Origin of the sequence: Brevundimonas sp. P7753 (genome assembly GCF_013386595.1) — a bacterium.
GTDB classification, from domain to species: Bacteria; Pseudomonadota; Alphaproteobacteria; order Caulobacterales; family Caulobacteraceae; genus Brevundimonas; species Brevundimonas bullata.
Genome location: NZ_JACARP010000068.1, coordinates 28,290 through 45,444, shown reverse-complemented (window position 1 = coordinate 45,444; position 17,155 = coordinate 28,290). Strand labels below are relative to the sequence as shown.

Here is a 17,155-nt window from a genome sequence, read left to right as displayed (position 1 = left end):
CCTTCGGGACGCGCCCCTTTTTCTTGGCCGGTCTGTTTAGTTTTTCTGAGCACCACACCACATAATCTCGATATCCCGCGCCGTTTTCGCACCGCAATATGGTCACAGCTCATCCTCCTTCGATGGGCGGGAGATGACGATGCGAATGCGCTTCTACGCGGACACCCCTCGCCCGGTCGCTCGACCGGGACGATGTCCGGCCCGCCACTGACCCGACTAAGGTCGGTCCGCCGCCGGCCTTGACGACCAACGTTACTGACGCACAGTTCCATCGTCGCTGCTCAACGGCGCGGCGCGATTCCTTGCGTCCAATCAGAAAAGCAGACCTCTCGAGATGAACCGAACCGCCTTCCGCTCCGCCCTGTTCCTGGCCTCCTCCAGCGTCACGCTGCTGCTCGCCGGCGGCGCCGCCGCCCAGCAGGCCTCAGTCGACCCCACCGCCGTTGACGACATCGTCGTGACCGGCACCCGCGTCGCCAACCGCTCGCGCCTCGACACCGTCGCGCCCGTGGACGTGGTCACGGCGGAAACCCTGGAGCAACGCGGCACGACCGAGTTGGCGGCCCAGCTCGCGGCCTCGGTGCCCGCGCTGAACTTCCCGCGCCCCTCGGCGACCGACGGCACCGACTCCATCCGCCCAGCCACTCTGCGCGGGCAGGGTCCTGATCAGACCCTGGTTCTGGTCAACGGCGTGCGCCGCCACCAGACCGCTTTGGTCAATCTGAACGGCTCGGTCGGACGCGGCTCCTCCGCCGTGGACCTGAACGCCATCCCGTCCTCGGCGGTCGAGCGCATCGAGGTGCTGCGCGACGGCGCGGCGGCCCAGTATGGCTCCGACGCCATCGCCGGGGTTCTGAACCTGCGTCTGCGCGAAGCGCGCGACGGCGGCGGCGCGACCGTCACCTATGGCCAGTATGTAACCGACTATGAAGGCTTCTACGGCCGCAAGGGCAAGATCCGCGACGGCGACACCCTGACGGTATCGGGGTGGCAGGGCTTCGCCATAGGCGATGAAGGCTTCCTGACCGCCTCGGTCGAGTATCGTGACCGCGACCGCACCAACCGTTCGGACATCAACCCGACCCTGGGCCGCATCACCGGCGGTCAGGGCGACGCCCAGGCCGAAGATCTGTCGGTCTATCTGAACGCCGGCATCCCGCTGGCGGCCGGCTGGGAAGCCTATGGCTGGGCCGGCTATCAGAAGCGCGACGCCTCAGCCGCCGCCTTCTATCGCACCCCGACGGACGCCACCCAGAACCCCGACTATGGCTCGGGCCGCAAGTATCCGAACGGCTACCTGCCCGAGATCCTGACGGACACGACCGACTGGACCGCTGCGGGCGGCGTCCGTGGTTCTCTGGGCGAATGGGGCATCGACATCAATCTCGGCTACGGCTCGAACAAGATCGAGTTCGGCGCCGAGAACACCATGAACCCGACCTACGGCATCGACGGCCCGACCCAGTTCGACGCCGGGTCGCTGCAGTATGATCAGCTGGTGTTCGGCATCGACGCCAGCCGCGAGTACGACCTGGGCTGGCATGGCCCCCTGAACGTGGCCGTCGGCCTTGAGGCCCGCAGCGAAAACTATCAGATCGGGGCCGGCGAAGAGGCCTCCTACGCTCGCGGCCCGGTTCTGACAGCCGGGGGCGCCACCCTCGCCTTCGGCTCGCGCGGCTTCACCGGCTTCACGCCCAGCAACGAGGTGGACGAGGATCGCAACAACGTCGGCGTCTATCTGGACCTGGAAGGCGAGGTCATCGACGGCCTGACCCTATCGGGGGCTGTTCGCTACGAGAACTATTCGGACTTCGGCGACAACGTCTCCGGCAAGTTCGCGGCCCGCTACGACTTCACCCCCCACTTCGCGGTCCGCGGCGCGGTCTCGACCGGCTTCCGCGCCCCCAGCCTGCAACAGCAGTACTATACCCAGACCTCGATCCTCTACATCGACAACGTCCCCTATGAGACCGGCACCTATCCGTCGATCAGCGAGGTCGGCGTAGCGCTCGGCGGCACGCCGCTGGATGCCGAGGAGTCCGTCAACTACTCGCTGGGCTTCGTGGCCCGCAACGGCCCGTTCGAGCTGACGGCTGACGCCTATCGCATCGACATCAAGGACCGCGTCATCCTGTCAGAAACCCTGACGGGCAGCGCCACGGCAGCCGTGGGGACCAACGCCCGCACCATCTTCGACCTGCTGGCGCCCTATGGCGCATCGGCCGCGCGCTTCTTCATCAATGGCGTGGACACTGAGACGACCGGCTTGGACGTCGTCGCCCGTTATCGCGCCGAGACCGCTGTCGGCCACCGCCTGGACTTCACCCTGGCGGGCAACGTCAACGACTTCAAAGTCACCAAGACGCCGGTGACCGACAGCGGCGTCCTGCCCACGCCCACCAGCCTGTTCGGGCGTCAGGCCGTGGCCCGCTTTGAAGAAGGCTCCCCGCCGTGGAAGGTGGTGTTCCAGACAGACTGGGAAGCCCAGCGTCTCGGCGGTACGGTGCGCCTGACCGGCTATGGGGACGTTCTGGCGGCGGGCGCATCGGAGGCCACAGACCTGGAACTGGGCGCCGCCCTGGTGGCCGATTTCGAGGCGCGTTACCGCCTCACGGACAAGGTCATCGTCTCGGTCGGGGCCGACAACATCCTGGACCAGTACCCGCGCCAGAGCCTGCGCGCCAATAATACGACCGGCGCCTTCCCCTTCTCCAACTTCTCGCCCTACGGCTTCAACGGTCGCTTCGTCTATGGCCGCATCGCAGTGAAGTGGTGATCGAAACCTCAGCCTAGGCGGCAGTCCCCGCGAGGAGGGTCTTCTTCCCTCCTCGCGCCGGACGCTGTTGCTGAGGAGCGGCGTGGCGGCTGCGGCGGCCACGCCGTGGCCGTCTCGTCAGCCATTGTTCCGCCACAGACATCGAACCAAGCTGGGCCATTCCAATCGGAGGGGTCCGTATGAAAAAGGCCACGCTTATCCTCGCCGCCGCCGCCAGCCTTTGGGCCGGCAGCGCCAGCGCTATGACGGTTCAGGAGTTCCTGACTTCGGCCAATCGTATCCCGCGCAATCCAATGGCCCTGTTGCGGTCGGACACGCGGCGGCTGATGAACGAGATCAACAGCGCCTTCAAAACGGTCGGCGATGAGCAGAAAGCGGCCCAGGCCGCGAACCGGCGCGCCGCCACCTGTATTCCCGAAGGCGCCAAGATCAGCCTGTCGCCCGACATGATCCTGACCCGCTTCAACGCCATCCCGGCAGCGCGGCGCAACATCAGCGTGACCCAGGCGGTGCGGGAATGGATGGCGGCGGAGCATCCCTGCCCGGCCTGAAGCCTGGCCCGACCGCTGATCCGACAGGGGTTTTCAGGACGGTCCACAGGCCGAAACGGCTTTCCACGACCAAGGCCATGCCCGCATCTGACGCGGGCGTCGGTTAGGGCTATGGCTAGCCCCATGAACGCCTTTGCTCCCATGCCCTACGGAAATACAGACCAGGTCTCCGTCTCGTCCATGCCCCACAACCTGGAGGCGGAGCAGGCGCTGCTGGGCTCGCTGATGTTCGACAACGCCGTGTTCGAGCGGCTGAGCGACCGACTGCGCGGCTCGCATATGTACGAGCCCTTCCATCAGCGGCTGTTCGAGGCGATCGAGGATCACATCCGTCAGGGCCTGCTGGCCGAGCCGACCATCCTGATGGAGCGGTTCAAGCAGGACCCGGCTTTCCATGAGTTCGGCGGTCTGCGATACCTCGCCGACCTCGTCGACCGCGCCCCTCCGGCGGCCAACGCCCCCGACTACGCCCGCGTCATCTATGACCTGGCCCTGCGCCGCGACCTGATCCGCATCGGCGGCGAGATGATCAAGCAGGCGCCCAACCCAGAGACGCCCGCCGACGAACAGATCGAACAGGCGGAACAGACCCTCTATTCGCTGGCTGAGACAGGCAAGCCGTCGTCGGGCTTCGTCAGCTTCTCGACCGCCCTGGCCGGCGCCGTCGAAATGGCGGGCGAGGCCTATCAGCGCGAGGGCAAGCTGGCGGGTCTGGCCACCGGCCTGAACGACCTGGACCGCAAGCTGGGCGGCCTGCACCCGTCCGACCTTCTGATCCTGGCCGGTCGTCCGTCGATGGGCAAGACGGCGCTCGCCACCAACATGGCCTTCAACGTGGCCCGCGCCTATCAGTGGGAACCGACGCCCGAGGGCCGCAAGACGGTCAACGGCGGCGTCGTCGCCTTCTACTCGCTGGAAATGAGCGCCGAACAGCTGGCCATGCGTATTCTGGCCGACGCGTCCGGCGTGTCCTCGGACAAGCTGCGCAAGGGCGAGATCGACGCCTCGGACTTCGGCAAGCTGCGTGACGCGGCGGTCGAGATCGGCGAGAGCCCGCTCTATATCGACGCCACCGGCGGCATCTCCATCTCCAAGCTGGCGGCGCGGGCGCGACGCCTGAAGCGGATGGAGCACGGCCTGGATCTGATCATCGTCGACTACCTGCAACTGGTGACGACGGGCGAAGGCGGCGGTCAGAAGAACCGGGTGCAGGAAGTGTCCGAGATCACCGGCGGCCTGAAGGCCCTGGCCAAGGAACTGGGCGTGCCGATCATCGCCCTGTCGCAGCTGTCGCGTCAGGTCGAACAGCGCGAAGACAAGCGGCCGCAACTGTCCGACCTGCGTGAATCCGGCTCGATCGAGCAGGACGCCGACTGCGTCATGTTCGTCTATCGCGAGAGCTACTACCTGGGCCGGGCCGAACCGCGCGAGGGCTCGGAGGAGCACCTGCAATGGCAGCAGGACATGGACCGGCTGCAGGGCCAGGCCGAGGTGGTCATCGGCAAGCAGCGTCACGGCCCCATCGGCATCGTCAAGCTGGCCTTCGACGCGGACACCGTCCGCTTCGGCAACCTGGCCCACGACGACCGCTACGGCAGCGCCTTTGCGGATATCCCTGAGTAGGGGTCGGAGGCCTGTTGCACTGGGCGAAGAAAAAAACAGTGCAATTGGTGCAATGGGAGACTGAAGAGACGCTAAGCGCCTCATGCGTTCAACCTTCCAATGCAGCGCCCTCACCCCCATCCCCGACCCTTCCCCCATCGAGGGGGAAGGGAGAGAAATTCGTGGTTGGCGGACGGCGGCGGATGGCGATGTCAAAGACCGGCAAGCGCCAATCTAGGCCAGAGGCGGACTACGGCGCGCTGGGAGCCCACGGCGGCGCGCAATCCCGGGCGGTTCAAGGGATTGGAGGCGGTTGATAGGCGAACAGACGGCGGAAAGCCGCGTAAAGCCGGTGGCGCCGCACGAAACTTGCGGCATAAGGGGGCTATGTCCCTCCCCGCCTCTCTCACCGTCAATCTCAGCGCCCTGGCGCGCAATTTCCACACCCTGCAAGGCCTGATCGGCGTGCCGGTCAATCCGGTCGTGAAGGCCGACGGCTATGGCCTGGGCGCCGCCGCGGTGGCCAGGCGGCTGATGGCTGAAGGGGCGCGGACCTTCTTCGTCGCGCGGGCGGCCGAGGGCGTGGCTCTGCGTGAGGCCCTGGGGGCTGAGCCGGTCATCTATGTGCTGGACGGCTGTCACGGCTCGTCAGCGGGCCTGATCAAGGCGGCGAACCTGCGCCCTGTGCTGAACCAGCCCGGCCAGATCGCGGCCTGGACGGCGGCGGGCGGCGGGGCCTGCGGTCTGCAACTGGACACCGGCATGAACCGGCTGGGCTTCCGCGTCGAGGACGCGCCCGAGCCGTTCGAGGGGCTGGAGCTGGTGATGACCCACCTGGCCTGCGCCGACGAACCGGCCCACCCGATGAACCGGGCCCAGCGCGACGCCTATGCCGCCGCAGTCACCCGCTATCCGGGCGTGACGCGGTCGTTCGCCAACTCGGGCGGCTGCTTCCTGGGCCCGGACTTCGCCTTTGACGCAGCCCGGCCCGGCATCTGCCTGTTCGGCGGCGGGCCTGAGGGCAAGCCCGACAGCCGCATCGCCCCGGTAGCCACGCTGAACGCCCAGATCATGCAGGTGCGCGACGTGCCGGCGGGCGAGACGGTCGGCTATTCGCAAGGCTATCGCGCCGAGGCGCCGGTCCGGGTGGCGACCTGCGGGACCGGCTATGCCGACGGGGTCATGCGCAGCAACAGCCCGAACGGCCAGGTCTGGGTTGCAGGCGAGCTTCGCCCCATCATAGGTCGGGTGTCGATGGACGTGCTGGCGGTGGACGTCACCGGCCTGGATGTGGCGGCCGGCGACACGGTCGAGATCTTCGGCGCAAACCGTCTGGTGGACGACGCGGCGACGGCGGCGGGAACCATCAGCTATGAGATGCTGACCTCGATCACGCCGCGCGTGCCGCGCCTCTACGTCGGTTAAGCTCTAGCTGAGGGCCAGCGCGCCCAGACCGACCGTGCCGACGACGAAGCTGGCGACGACGCCAGCGGCGATGGCGCCGACGACCATCCACAGGACGATGGCGGAGACGACGACGACCGCCGTATAGCCCAGAGCCTTGTCCTGCGGCGCCTTCATCACGGTCGGCAAGCCGAGGTAGAGCAGGTAGAAGCCGTAGAGGCCCAGCAGGCCGCCCAGCCAGGCTAGGGCCGGGAACAGGTTGAAGATCGACGCCACCCAGGCGGCGGTCATCGAATAGACGGCGACCTTCATCGCCTGGACCTTGTCCCTGGTCCCGTTGAAGGTCGGCGCGAGGGCGTCGATGATCAGGCCCAGCACGAAGACCGACAGCAGCGACAGGCCCCAGGTGACAATGGCGCCCAGAAGGCCGCCGACCACGGGCGTGCGCATCACCGAGCCGAAGATGTGGATCGGGAACAGCTGTCCGCCGATCAGGCTGGCCACCGGGCCGATCGCGGCCAGCAGCATGGCGTAGCGGGCGAACAGGCTGCGCGTCGTGGCGTATTCGGCGTCGATGACCGGCCACTCCAGCTTCGGCCGCATCAGGATGTTCTGCACGCGGGCGACGAGGCCCGGATCAATGGCGGGCGGGTTCGGAGCGGTCATGGGGGCCTCGGCGGGGGGTGAGTCGTATCAACGCTATAGCTTGGCAGGATGACGGGCATATGAGGCCTAATGCAACCCGCGCGCCCGCCTTGCGTCAAAGCCGGTCGCAGCCGCGCGCATGACCCCTCGCCCGCGCCGCGATTCCTGCTAGGTCAGGGTCATGGCGCGCGATACCCTTCTCTTTGTCTGTCAGTCCTGCGGGGCGGTTCACACCAAGTGGGCGGGGCAATGCTCCGGCTGCGGCGAGTGGAATACATTGGCCGAGGAATCGAAGTCGGCCCCGCCCGGCGCGATGAAGCCGAGCTCCACGGCGCGCGGACGGGGCCTGCAGTTCGAGACCCTGCAATCCGACACGCCCGAGCCGCCGCGCATAGTCACCGGCGTGACTGAGTTTGACCGCGTCTGCGGCGGCGGCGTGGTGCCCGGCTCGGCCATCCTGCTGGGCGGCGACCCCGGCGTGGGCAAGTCGACCCTGCTGCTGGAGGTCACGGCCAAGGCGGCGCGCAACGGCGCCCGCGTGGCCTATATCTCGGGCGAAGAAGCCATCGAGCAGATCCGCGCCCGCGCCAAACGCATGGGCGTGGCTGACGCCGCCGTGTCGCTGGCCTCGGCCACCGCCTTGCGCGAAATCCTGACGACCCTGAAGCGCGACAAGTTCGACATCGTCATCATCGATTCCATCCAGACCCTGTGGTCCGATGCCCACGAGGCCGGACCAGGCTCCGTCACCCAGGTCCGCGCCTGCGCCGCCGAACTGGTGCGGCTGGCCAAGGACAACGGCCCGGCCATCGTCCTGGTCGGCCATGTCACCAAGGACGGCCAGATCGCCGGGCCGCGCGTGGTCGAGCACATGGTCGACGCCGTCCTCAGCTTCGAGGGCGAGCGCGGCTATCCCTTCCGCATCCTGCGCGCCGGCAAGAACCGTTTCGGCGCCACCGACGAGATCGGCGTCTTCGAGATGAGCGACGTCGGATTGCGTGAAGTGACCAACCCGTCCGCCCTGTTCCTGGGCGAAGGCAAGGAGCGGGCGCCGGGCGCCGCCGTCTTCGCCGGCATCGAAGGGTCGCGGCCTGTTCTGGTGGAAATACAGGCGCTTGTCGCCCCTTCTGCCTACGGCACGCCAAGACGCGCCGTCGTCGGCTGGGACAATGGCCGCCTGGCGATGCTGCTCGCCGTGCTGGAGGCGCGCTGCGGTCTCGGCTTCGGAGACAAGGACGTCTATCTGAACATCGCCGGGGGCCTGCGGATCAGCGAACCCGCCGCCGACCTGGCCGCCGCCGCCGCCCTGATTTCCTCAGCGCTGGACATGCCCCTGCCCCAGGGCTGCGTCGTCTTCGGCGAGATCGGCCTGTCGGGCGAGGTCCGCGCCGTCAATCGCGCCGAGGCCCGGCTGAGAGAGGCGCAGAAGCTGGGCTTCGACCGCGCCCTGGCCCCGGCCCAGGCCAAGGGCAAGGTCAAGAAGGGCGACGTCGCCATCACCTCCGCCGGCCTGCTGACCGAGGTGGTCGAGCGAATCTCCCAAAACCGCTATTGAGGCGGCCTCTCTTCCTCCAGCGCCCCCTCTTCTAAGGACCTCAGCGCGCGTGACCGGCTACGACGTCTTCGTCATCCTTGTGCTCCTGGCTTCCGGCGCCGCCGGCTGGTTCCGGGGCGGCGTGCGCGAGCTGACGGCCCTGTTCAGCTTCTTCCTGGCGGGGTTGCTGGCCCTGATCACCCTGCCGTGGACCGCGCCGTTCGGGCGGTCGCTGGTCGATCCTGACTGGGCCGGGTCGGTGCTGGCCGTGGGGCTGACCTTCCTGATTCTTTATTTCGGCCTGCGCTTCCTCGGCTCGGCCATTTCCAAGGGCGCGCGCGGAAATGCGCTGGGCGCCTTTGACCAGACCTTTGGTCTGCTGCTTGGACTGGTGCGAGCCCTGGCCCTGATCGGCGGCGCCCACCTGACCATCATGGGGGTGATGACCGACAATCCCCCGCGCTGGCTGACCCAGGCCACCCTGGCCCCGGTCAGCGCCAAGGCCGCCGAGATCATCCAGATCGTGCTGCCGACGCTCGGAAAGGGCGCAGACGCGCTCACGCCCGTCGTCGGATCTTCCGTCCGCGAAGGGTTTTCCGATCAATGAGCCTTGCCCTCGACGTAATGGCGGACTACGTGCGCGGCGCCACCGCCTGAGTTACCCTGTTCCCGGTCATCGGAGCCTGACGATGCGCCACCATATCGCCGATCCCATCATTCACCGCGAACACTGGCGCGAGCCGGAGGATGATCAACTCCGCTTGGAGTGCGGCGTCTGCGGCGTCTGGGGGGCGCCCGAGAACGAAGCCTCCTCCATCGTGGCCCTGGGTCTGCACGCCTTGCAGCATCGCGGTCAGGAAGCTTGCGGCATCGCCAGCGTCCATGACGACCGCTTCTACACCGAGCGCCATCAGGGCCTGGTGGGCGAGGCCTTCGGCAACGCCGAGCTGACCACCCGCCTGCCCGGCGGCGCCGCGGTCGGCCACACCCGTTATTCCACCGCCGGCGGCAGCTTCCTGCGCAACATCCAGCCGATGTTCGCCGATCTGGACCAGGGCGGCATCGCTATCGCCCACAACGGCAACCTGACGAATTTCAAGCACCTGCACGGACAACTTGTGTCCGAAGGCGCGATCTTCCAGTCCACCTCGGACTCCGAAGCCATCCTTCACCTGATCGCCCGCAGCCGTAAGGCCAAGATCATTGAGCGCTTCATCGACGCCCTGGGCCGGATCGAGGGCGGTTACGCCCTGGTCGCCCAGACGCGGTTCAAGATGATCGGCGCCCGCGACCCGCTGGGCATCCGTCCCCTGGTGCTGGGCAAGGTCGGCGAGGCCTGGGTTCTGGCGTCCGAGACCTGCGCGCTGGACACCATCGGCGCCACCTTCATCCGTGATGTCGAGCATGGCGAAGTCGTCGTCATCGACGAGGAAGGCCTGACTTCGATCAAGCCCTTCCCGGCCCGCGCCGCCCGCCCCTGCCTGTTCGAATATGTCTATTTCGCCCGCCCCGACAGCGTGGTGAACGGCCGCTCGGTCTATAACGTCCGCAAGGAAATGGGCCGCCGTCTGGCGCGCGAGTTCCAGGTCGACGCCGATGTGGTCGTGCCGGTGCCGGACTCGGGCGTGCCGGCGGCCCTGGGCTATGCCCAGGAAAGCGGCATCCCCTACGAGATGGGCATCATCCGCAGCCATTATCTGGGCCGCACCTTCATCCAGCCCAGCCAGGGCGCCCGGCAGAAGGGCGTGCGCATGAAGCACAGCCCCAACCGCGCCGCGCTGGAAGGCAAGCGCGTCGTCCTGATCGACGATTCGATCGTGCGCGGCACCACCTCGCTGAAGCTGGTGCGCGCCGTCCGCGCGGCCGGCGCCAAGGAGGTCCACCTGCGCTCGGCCAGCCCGCAGATCCTCTTCCCCGACTTCTACGGCATCGACATGCCCGAGCGGACGCAGCTGATGGCCGCCACCCATTCCATGGACGAGATGCGCGCCATCTTGGAAGTCGATTCGCTGGGCTTCCTGTCCATTGACGGGCTGTACGACGCCATGGGCGTGGGACCGCGCGATCCGGCCCAGCCGCAGTTCACGGACCACTACTTCACCGGCGACTATCCGACCCGTCTGGTGGACCGCGAAATCGAAGAAGGCGGCCGCGACGCACGCGGTGCGCAACTTTCCCTGCTGGTGACCGCTTAAGGCGGGATGATCCAGCTCGGCTACTTCACCATCGACACGCCTGACGTCGAAAAGGCCCGCGCCTTCTATGCGGGTCTGTTCGGCTGGACGTTCGACGAAGCCGACTCGCACCCGACCTACGCTCACGTAAAGGGATCGGACCCGGCCTTTGGCATCACCAAGGGCGAACACAGGGCCTTTCCCCATCTCTACTTCCGCGTGAACGACATTCACGCGGTCTGCGCCCGCGTGCGTGAACTGGGCGGACACGCCGCCATCCCCGCCGAAAGCCCCTCCGGCCTGTCCGCCATCGTCGCCGACGATCAGGGCGTGAGCTTCAGTCTATGGCAGCCCGCGCCGGGGTACTAGTTTGCCTTCCCTCTCCCAATGGGAGAGGGCTTGAGCCTCCAAGAGCGTAGCGATTGGCAAGGCGAAAGGGTGAGGGTCGCCGTCAACCGTCGGCGTAAGTCATCGCTCCACGGCTTGCGCCGAATGGACCCTCAGCCCCTCACCCTTTCGCGCAAGAACGATCGCTTGCGCTCTCGTGCGCTCAAGCCCTCTCCCGCCGGGAGAGGGATCAAGCTGCACCAATCTCAGCCCCCTCCTTCCAACCCGCGACGGGTCGCGCTATCAGCCCACCATGTCCGAACACGCTTCCCTCCCCCTCGCCAACCGTATCGCTCTGGTCGTCGGCGCCTCGCGCGGCATAGGCTATGAGACCGCCCTCGCCCTGGCTAAGGCCGGCGCCCACGTCGTGGCGACCGCCCGCACCCAAGGCGGCCTGGAAGAGCTGGACGACGCCATATTCGCCGCCACCGGCCAGCACGCCACCCTGGTCCCGTTCGACCTGGTCGACGGCGGCGCCATCGACCGTCTGGGCGGCGCCCTGTTCGAGCGCTTCGGCAAGCTGGACATCTGGGTTCAGGCCGCCGCGACCATGGGGCCGTCGGGCCTTACGCCGGTGGCTCACGCCGAGCCGCGCGAGTTCGCCAAGATCGAGAAGATCAACTTCACCGGGGTCTATCGCCTGATCCGCTCGCTGGAGCCGCTGCTGCGGGCCTCGGACGCCGGTCGCGCCGTCTATCTGACCACCAGCGTGGCGGCCAATCCCCGCGCCTTCTGGGGGATGTATGCCGCGACCAAGGCCGGGGCCGAGGCCCTGGTCAAATGCTGGGCCGACGAGATCGAAAGCACCTCTGTCCGCGCCGCTATCGTCGATCCCGGCCGGATGCGCACCCAGCTTCGCGCGCAGGCCTTCCCAGGCGAAGACCCCGAGGTCCTGCCGCATCCGTCCGAGATCGGCCCCTTGATGGTCGAGCTGACCCGCCCCGACCTGACCCCGCCCATGACTGTCAACTTCAAGGACTGGAAGCAGGCTCAGTCAGCCTAGTCGCCGCCCCTCTGGGCTTGCAGAGGCCACGAAGCCGTCTGCGAAATTGAAAAGGGCGAGCCGTCATTGCTGACGGCTCGCCCTTCGTCTGTTTGAGGCCTTGGCGGCCCTACTTCTTAGGCGCGTGCTTCTGGCCGGTGCGGACCCGGCCGGAGCGCGAGACCTGCCGGGCGCCGCCGCGGGCGCCCTTTTGCACCGCGATGGACTGGCCGGCCTTCTTGCTGGAGCTGGCCTTCAGACCGCCCAGGGCCTTCACCTTGGGCTTGATGCCCGACTTCTTCTGCTCCAGCGCCTTGCCGGGCAGGTTCGACAGGGCCTCGGCGGCCTTCTCGGCCTTCAGCACCTTGCGCGGCGCGGTCTTGGCCGTGCCCTTGTAGCGTTCAGGACCCGACTTGGCGCCGCCCTCGGCATAGGGGTTGGGCGCGCCCGACTTGACCGTCAGCCGGATCGGCGTGCCGGGCAGGTCGAAGCTCTCGCGCAACGAGTTCACCAGATAGCGCTGATAGTGCTCCGGCATGTCCGAGGCGCGGCTGGCCATCAGCACGAAGGTGGGCGGACGAGCCTTGGTCTGGGCCATGTACTTGGGCTTCACGCGCTTGCCGTTGACGGCGGGCGGCGGGTGCCTCTGGGTGGCCATGGCCAGCCAGGTGTTCAGGTCCTTGGTCTTGACCTTCACCGACCAGGTTTCATAGGCCTTGATGATGGCCGGCATCAGCCGTTCAACGCCGCGACCATTGTGCGACGACAGGGCGACGAAGGGCGAACCCTTCAGCTGCGGCAGCTTGTTTTCGGCCAGGGACTTGAGCTCGGCCATCTTGGCCTGCGGCTCTTCTTCCAGGTCCCACTTGGACGCGACATAGACCAGGGCGCGGCCTTCGCGCTCGACCAGGTCGGCCAGTTGCAGGTCCTGGGTGTCGAAGGCGTCGTCCTTGTCCATCACCAGTACGACCACCTCGGCGAAGGTGATGGCGCGGATGGTGTCGGCGACCGACAGCTTTTCCAGCTTCTCCTGGACGCGGGCCTTGCGGCGCATCCCGGCGGTGTCGACGAAGCGGATCGCCTTGCCTTCGTATTCCCAGTCCACCGAAATGGAGTCGCGGGTGATGCCGGCCTCAGGCCCGGTCAGCAGCCGGTCTTCGCCCAGCATCCGGTTGATCAGCGTCGACTTGCCCGCATTGGGGCGGCCGATGATGGCGATGCGGATCGGCTTGTCCGGCTCGTCGATCTCTTCGATGAAGATGTCGGCGGAGGCGGCCAGCAGGGCCTGATACAGGTCGGCCATGCCCTCGCCGTGCTCGGCCGAGATGGCGACCGGCTCGCCGAAGCCCAGGGCGTGGGCTTCGCCCACGCCGCCGCCGCTCTCGCGGCTTTCGGACTTGTTGGCCAGCAGGATGATCGGCTTGTGCACCTTGCGCAGCCGCTCGGCGAAGATGCGGTCCAGCGACGTCACGCCCTCGCGGGCGTCCATCATGAACATGACCACTTCGGCGTCGTCGAGCGCGGCCTCGGTCTGCTCGCGCATACGCGCTTCCAGGCTGTCGTCGGTGACGTCTTCGTAGCCGGCCGTGTCGATCAGCGTCAGATCCATGTCGCCGATATTGCCGTCGGCATAGCGACGGTCACGGGTCACGCCCGGGCGATCATCGACAAGCGCCAAACGCTTGCCGACGAGTCGGTTGAACAGTGTCGACTTGCCCACGTTGGGCCGGCCGACGATGGCGACTTTTAGAGCCATGTCGGCTTTCTAACTCAAAAACAGGAAAAAGGTCAGCGGATGCTGACCAGCTCGCCCTTGTCCGTCAGGACATAGAGGGCGCCGTTATAGGCGGCGGGGGCGATATAGGCCGCCGCGCCCAGCTTGACGCTGGACTGCTGCACGCCGGTCTTCGGATCAAAGGCCACGGCCTCGCCGTCCGAATTGACCAGCACCAGACGGTTGGAGGCCAGGATGGGACCCGACCAGGTCGGACGCACGGTGCGCTTGCCGAAGCCGAGGACGCCGCCTTCCTGGCGAACGCGGCCCTCGTTCAGGTCGCGGGTCCAGTAGACCTGGCCCGACTCGCGGTTGACCACGGTCAGTTCGCCCGCCTTGGACACGACATAGACCACGTCGCCGACCGGCAGGGGCGCATTGACGCCCGCGACCGGCAGGGACCACTTGGGCTGGCCCGAGCGGATATCCATGGCCTGCAGAACGCCCGAATGGCTGACGGCGTAGACCGAGCCGCGGCTGATGACCGGACGTCCGGCGATGTCGCGGATTTCCGACAGGGCGCTGGTGCGGCTGGTCCGGGACAGGACCTCCTGCCACACGGGCTGGCCGTTCGAGGCGCGCAGGGCGACCAGTTCGCCCGAGGAGAAGGGCGCGATCACCGTGTCGCCGCTGACCGCCGGGCTGGAGGCGCGCATGATGCGGGCCGGCTCGGTGATGCCGCGATAGGACCAGTCTTGCTGGCCGGTGTTCACGTTGAAGGCGATCAGCTGATTGTCGACGTCGATGACGAAGACGCGCTGGCCCGAGACCGTCGGCGCGCCGTGGATCGGCAGGTCGACCGTCGAGCGCCAGACCACGGCGCCCGTCGCGGCGTCCAGCGCCGTCATGGTGCGATAGCCCGAGGAAACGAAGACCTTGCCGTCGTTGACAGCCACGCCGCCGCCGAAGCCGATGCCCAGGAAGCGCTTGCCCTTGTCCTGCTCGTCGACCTTGACGTCGGCCTTCCACAGCACAGCGCCCGTGCCGGAGTCGACGGCGGTCACGCCGGCCTCGCCATCCAGCACGAAGACCTTGCCGCCGTCAGCGACGACCGGAGCCATGACCTGACGCGTGTTGCTGGACCCAGCGCCGATGTTCCGCTTCCAGGCGACCGAGAATTCCGGCGCGGCGATGACGTGCTCGACCGAGTTTTCGGCGTTGCCGCCGGGCTGGGTCCAGGCCGTGGCGGCCTGCGGACCCGGCAGGAAGAAGTCACGACCCGAAAGGGCCGCCGAGGGGGCCAGCTGCTGTTCGAACTCCAAGATCGAGATGCGCTGGCCTTCGGACGCCCTGGCGACGTCTTCCTTGGGCTTGCCCAGGCCGAACGGCAGGGCGTTGCGAACAGTGCCGCACGACGCGACGGTCAAAGCGAGGCCGCACAACAGGGCGACTTTCAGCGTACGATTCATGAATGGCGTCCTGAAAGCGTAGATTACGGGCGGGCGGCGGCGGGCGCCGCCTCAGCAGCGGGAGCCGGAGCAGCAGCAGCGGGAGCCGGGGCCGCAACGGGCGTCGGCGTCGCGGCGGCGGCCTTGACGATGGCGGCCAGACCGGCGGCGGTGCCGGAATCGACGGCCTGAACGCCGGCCTGGGCGCGCTGGCGAATCGAATCAGGCACGTTCTGACCCAGTTGCAGCTGCACGAAGATCTGACGGGCGTCGGCGGTCTTGCCGTGTTGCAGCAAGGCCATGGCCTGGGCTTCCTGGGCGAAGGCGTGCAGCGGGCGCTTGTCGTTAGCCAGCGGCTCCAGACGCTTCTGGATGTCGGCCAGGGGCGCGGTGTCCATGATGAGGAAAACGGCCTTCAGCGCGGCGGCGTCGGCTATGATCGGGTCGCGAGACGCTTTAGCGGCGTCGTCGAACAGCTTGACGGCGTCCTCGGTCTTGTTCGCCGAGACGGCGATCCCGGCCTGCTGCATCAGGGCCAGGGCCTTGTAGGCTCCGTTGCCCGTCTTGGCGGCTTCGGCGAAGGCGGCGTCGGCGCCCGACGGGTTATTGGCCTGCAACGCGATCATGCCGCGGTCATAGGCGGCCGAGGCCTTGTCGGCTTGATTCGTCTGATAGCTCTGCCAGCCCCACCAGGCCAGGGCGGCGACAAGGGCGACCGCCAGCAGGCCGGCGCCGATGGGCAGCCAGGTGCGGGCCATACGCTTGTATCGATCGGAGCGAAGCTCCTCCTCGACCTGTTCGAAGACATCAACCACGAAACGTCGCCCCAAAAACCGCTGCCAAGACTGGTCGCTAAACCGGCGCGACCCTAGAGGGTCGGCGTCGTGCCCGCAACGCAGGCGTTTACGCCGCGACCCGAAATTTCAGCAGTAGGTCGCGACTTCGTCAGGAAAACGGCGGTCAGATTTCCTGAGACAGTTTCACCACCCCGGCCGCCAGCAGGGCGACCAGCACCCCGGCGGTGGCCCAGAACATCTGCATTCCGCCCATGGCGCTCATGTCCAGGCCGGTCAGGCCCAGCCTGTCCAGCAAGGATTGGGCGGCCTGTGCGGCGTCCACGCCCGCCATGCTCAGCCCCTGGGGAGCCGGCTGCGACCCGGCCGATGCGGACACCGCCGAGGAAGCGAAATTGAAATCGACGTTCAGGACTTCACGCACGGCGATGACGCCGCCGACCAGACCTGCGACCGACAGGGCCATGGTCCTGAAACGTGACGACGTGTTCAGTTTCGCAGCCAAGGCGGCCTCGAACTGGGCCGAATCGGGGAAACTCGGCGCCCGAGCGAACAGGCGCTCAATGGCAGGGTCGAATTCATCAACCGACATGGGATGCGCTCCCGTGAGCAACCGGCACCGACTGGAGCCGGGCCCGAAGTTTATCCAGACCACGCTTGACATGAGATTTCACCGTTCCAAGCGGCAAATTGATGGCGGCCGCGATTTCGGGATGGGACAGGCCCGCCCCGTGACACAGGGAGACGCACAGGCGCTCCGGTTCGGTCAGCCCCTTCATCGCCTCGTCCAGGTCCATGCGCCCCGCACTGTCGACACTGGGCGCGACCTCGTCGTTTTCGATTTCAGCCACATAGCGCGCGTCCTTCGAGCGACGTTTCAGATAGAGGCGGGCGGCGATCCGCTTGATCCAGGCGCCGAAGGTCCCCTCGCCCCGAAACTCGGCGCATTTCTCGAACGCCAGCAGAAAGGCGTCCTGAGCCACGTCATCAGCCAGGGCGGCTTGCGCCCCCATCCGACGCAGCAGGCCGCGCACCGCCGGACTGTGGCGGCGCACCAACTCCCCGAACTCGCGACGACCGCCCGCCGCCGACAGGGCGGCGAGCTCGACATCGTGCAGATCGCGTAAAGGCTTGGCCATGACGG

The 17,155-nt window shown here is 67.3% G+C and carries 15 protein-coding genes; 9 read left to right on the top strand and 6 right to left on the bottom strand.

Going from position 1 to position 17,155, the window contains the following annotated elements; translation table 11 throughout:
* Positions 1-334 precede the first annotated feature (334 nt).
* From HX774_RS13350 to alr, 4 genes are all read left to right on the top strand, one after another.
* A complete protein-coding gene (locus HX774_RS13350; RefSeq protein ID WP_178827465.1) occupies positions 335-2,776 on the top strand; it encodes a TonB-dependent siderophore receptor in 2,442 nt (813 codons plus the stop codon).
* Between the two features lie 179 nt (positions 2,777-2,955).
* Positions 2,956-3,327 carry a hypothetical protein gene (locus HX774_RS13345; protein ID WP_178827463.1) on the top strand — a complete coding sequence of 124 codons (372 nt, stop codon included), beginning with the start codon at positions 2,956-2,958 and terminating at the stop codon, positions 3,325-3,327.
* Positions 3,328-3,450: 123 nt separating this feature from the next.
* Positions 3,451-4,950, top strand: coding sequence for a replicative DNA helicase (locus HX774_RS13340; protein ID WP_114816681.1), 1,500 nt, complete (start codon positions 3,451-3,453; stop codon positions 4,948-4,950).
* A 366-nt stretch (positions 4,951-5,316) separates the two neighbouring features.
* Positions 5,317-6,354 (top strand): alanine racemase, encoded by a 1,038-nt coding sequence (gene alr / locus HX774_RS13335; protein WP_178827461.1) that lies wholly within the window; start codon positions 5,317-5,319, stop codon positions 6,352-6,354.
* A 3-nt stretch (positions 6,355-6,357) separates the two neighbouring features.
* Here the strand turns inward: alr and HX774_RS13330 are convergent, their stop codons facing one another.
* Positions 6,358-6,999 carry a YIP1 family protein gene (locus HX774_RS13330; RefSeq protein WP_114816683.1) on the bottom strand — a complete coding sequence of 214 codons (642 nt, stop codon included), beginning with the start codon at positions 6,997-6,999 and terminating at the stop codon, positions 6,358-6,360.
* A gap of 160 nt (positions 7,000-7,159) precedes the next feature.
* Here HX774_RS13330 and radA point away from each other — a divergent pair, with 160 nt between their 5' ends.
* The 5 genes from radA to HX774_RS13305 all read left to right on the top strand — a co-directional run bounded on the left by radA (position 7,160) and on the right by HX774_RS13305 (position 12,076).
* Positions 7,160-8,533 carry a DNA repair protein RadA gene (gene radA, locus HX774_RS13325; protein WP_178827459.1) on the top strand — a complete coding sequence of 458 codons (1,374 nt, stop codon included), beginning with the start codon at positions 7,160-7,162 and terminating at the stop codon, positions 8,531-8,533.
* Positions 8,534-8,582: 49 nt separating this feature from the next.
* Entirely contained in the window at positions 8,583-9,119 is a 537-nt protein-coding gene (locus HX774_RS13320; protein ID WP_178827457.1) for a CvpA family protein, read from the top strand.
* Between the two features lie 82 nt (positions 9,120-9,201).
* Positions 9,202-10,707, top strand: a complete 1,506-nt coding sequence (purF, locus tag HX774_RS13315; protein ID WP_114816686.1) for an amidophosphoribosyltransferase — start codon at positions 9,202-9,204, stop codon at positions 10,705-10,707.
* A gap of 6 nt (positions 10,708-10,713) precedes the next feature.
* Complete coding sequence (locus tag HX774_RS13310) at positions 10,714-11,055, top strand: VOC family protein (protein ID WP_178827455.1); 342 nt, start codon at positions 10,714-10,716, stop codon at positions 11,053-11,055.
* Between the two features lie 271 nt (positions 11,056-11,326).
* Positions 11,327-12,076, top strand: coding sequence for an SDR family NAD(P)-dependent oxidoreductase (locus HX774_RS13305; protein WP_178827453.1), 750 nt, complete (start codon positions 11,327-11,329; stop codon positions 12,074-12,076).
* Positions 12,077-12,185: 109 nt separating this feature from the next.
* Here the strand turns inward: HX774_RS13305 and der are convergent, their stop codons facing one another.
* The 5 genes from der to HX774_RS13280 all read right to left on the bottom strand — a co-directional run bounded on the left by der (position 12,186) and on the right by HX774_RS13280 (position 17,150).
* The gene (gene der, locus HX774_RS13300; RefSeq protein ID WP_114816689.1) at positions 12,186-13,811 is read right to left on the bottom strand and encodes a ribosome biogenesis GTPase Der; all 1,626 of its coding nucleotides are present in this window, start codon (positions 13,809-13,811) and stop codon (positions 12,186-12,188) included.
* Positions 13,812-13,843: 32 nt separating this feature from the next.
* Complete coding sequence (locus HX774_RS13295) at positions 13,844-15,238, bottom strand: PQQ-binding-like beta-propeller repeat protein (protein ID WP_178827451.1); 1,395 nt, start codon at positions 15,236-15,238, stop codon at positions 13,844-13,846.
* 23 nt (positions 15,239-15,261) lie between these two features.
* Positions 15,262-16,032, bottom strand: a complete 771-nt coding sequence (locus HX774_RS13290; protein ID WP_178827449.1) for a tetratricopeptide repeat protein — start codon at positions 16,030-16,032, stop codon at positions 15,262-15,264.
* 145 nt (positions 16,033-16,177) lie between these two features.
* Positions 16,178-16,603: a hypothetical protein gene (locus HX774_RS13285; RefSeq protein WP_114816691.1), complete on the bottom strand. Its 426-nt coding sequence runs from the start codon at positions 16,601-16,603 to the stop codon at positions 16,178-16,180.
* Entirely contained in the window at positions 16,593-17,150 is a 558-nt protein-coding gene (locus tag HX774_RS13280) for an RNA polymerase sigma factor (RefSeq protein ID WP_178827447.1), read from the bottom strand. The genes HX774_RS13285 and HX774_RS13280 overlap by 11 nt, the downstream gene beginning before the upstream one ends.
* Positions 17,151-17,155 lie beyond the last annotated feature (5 nt).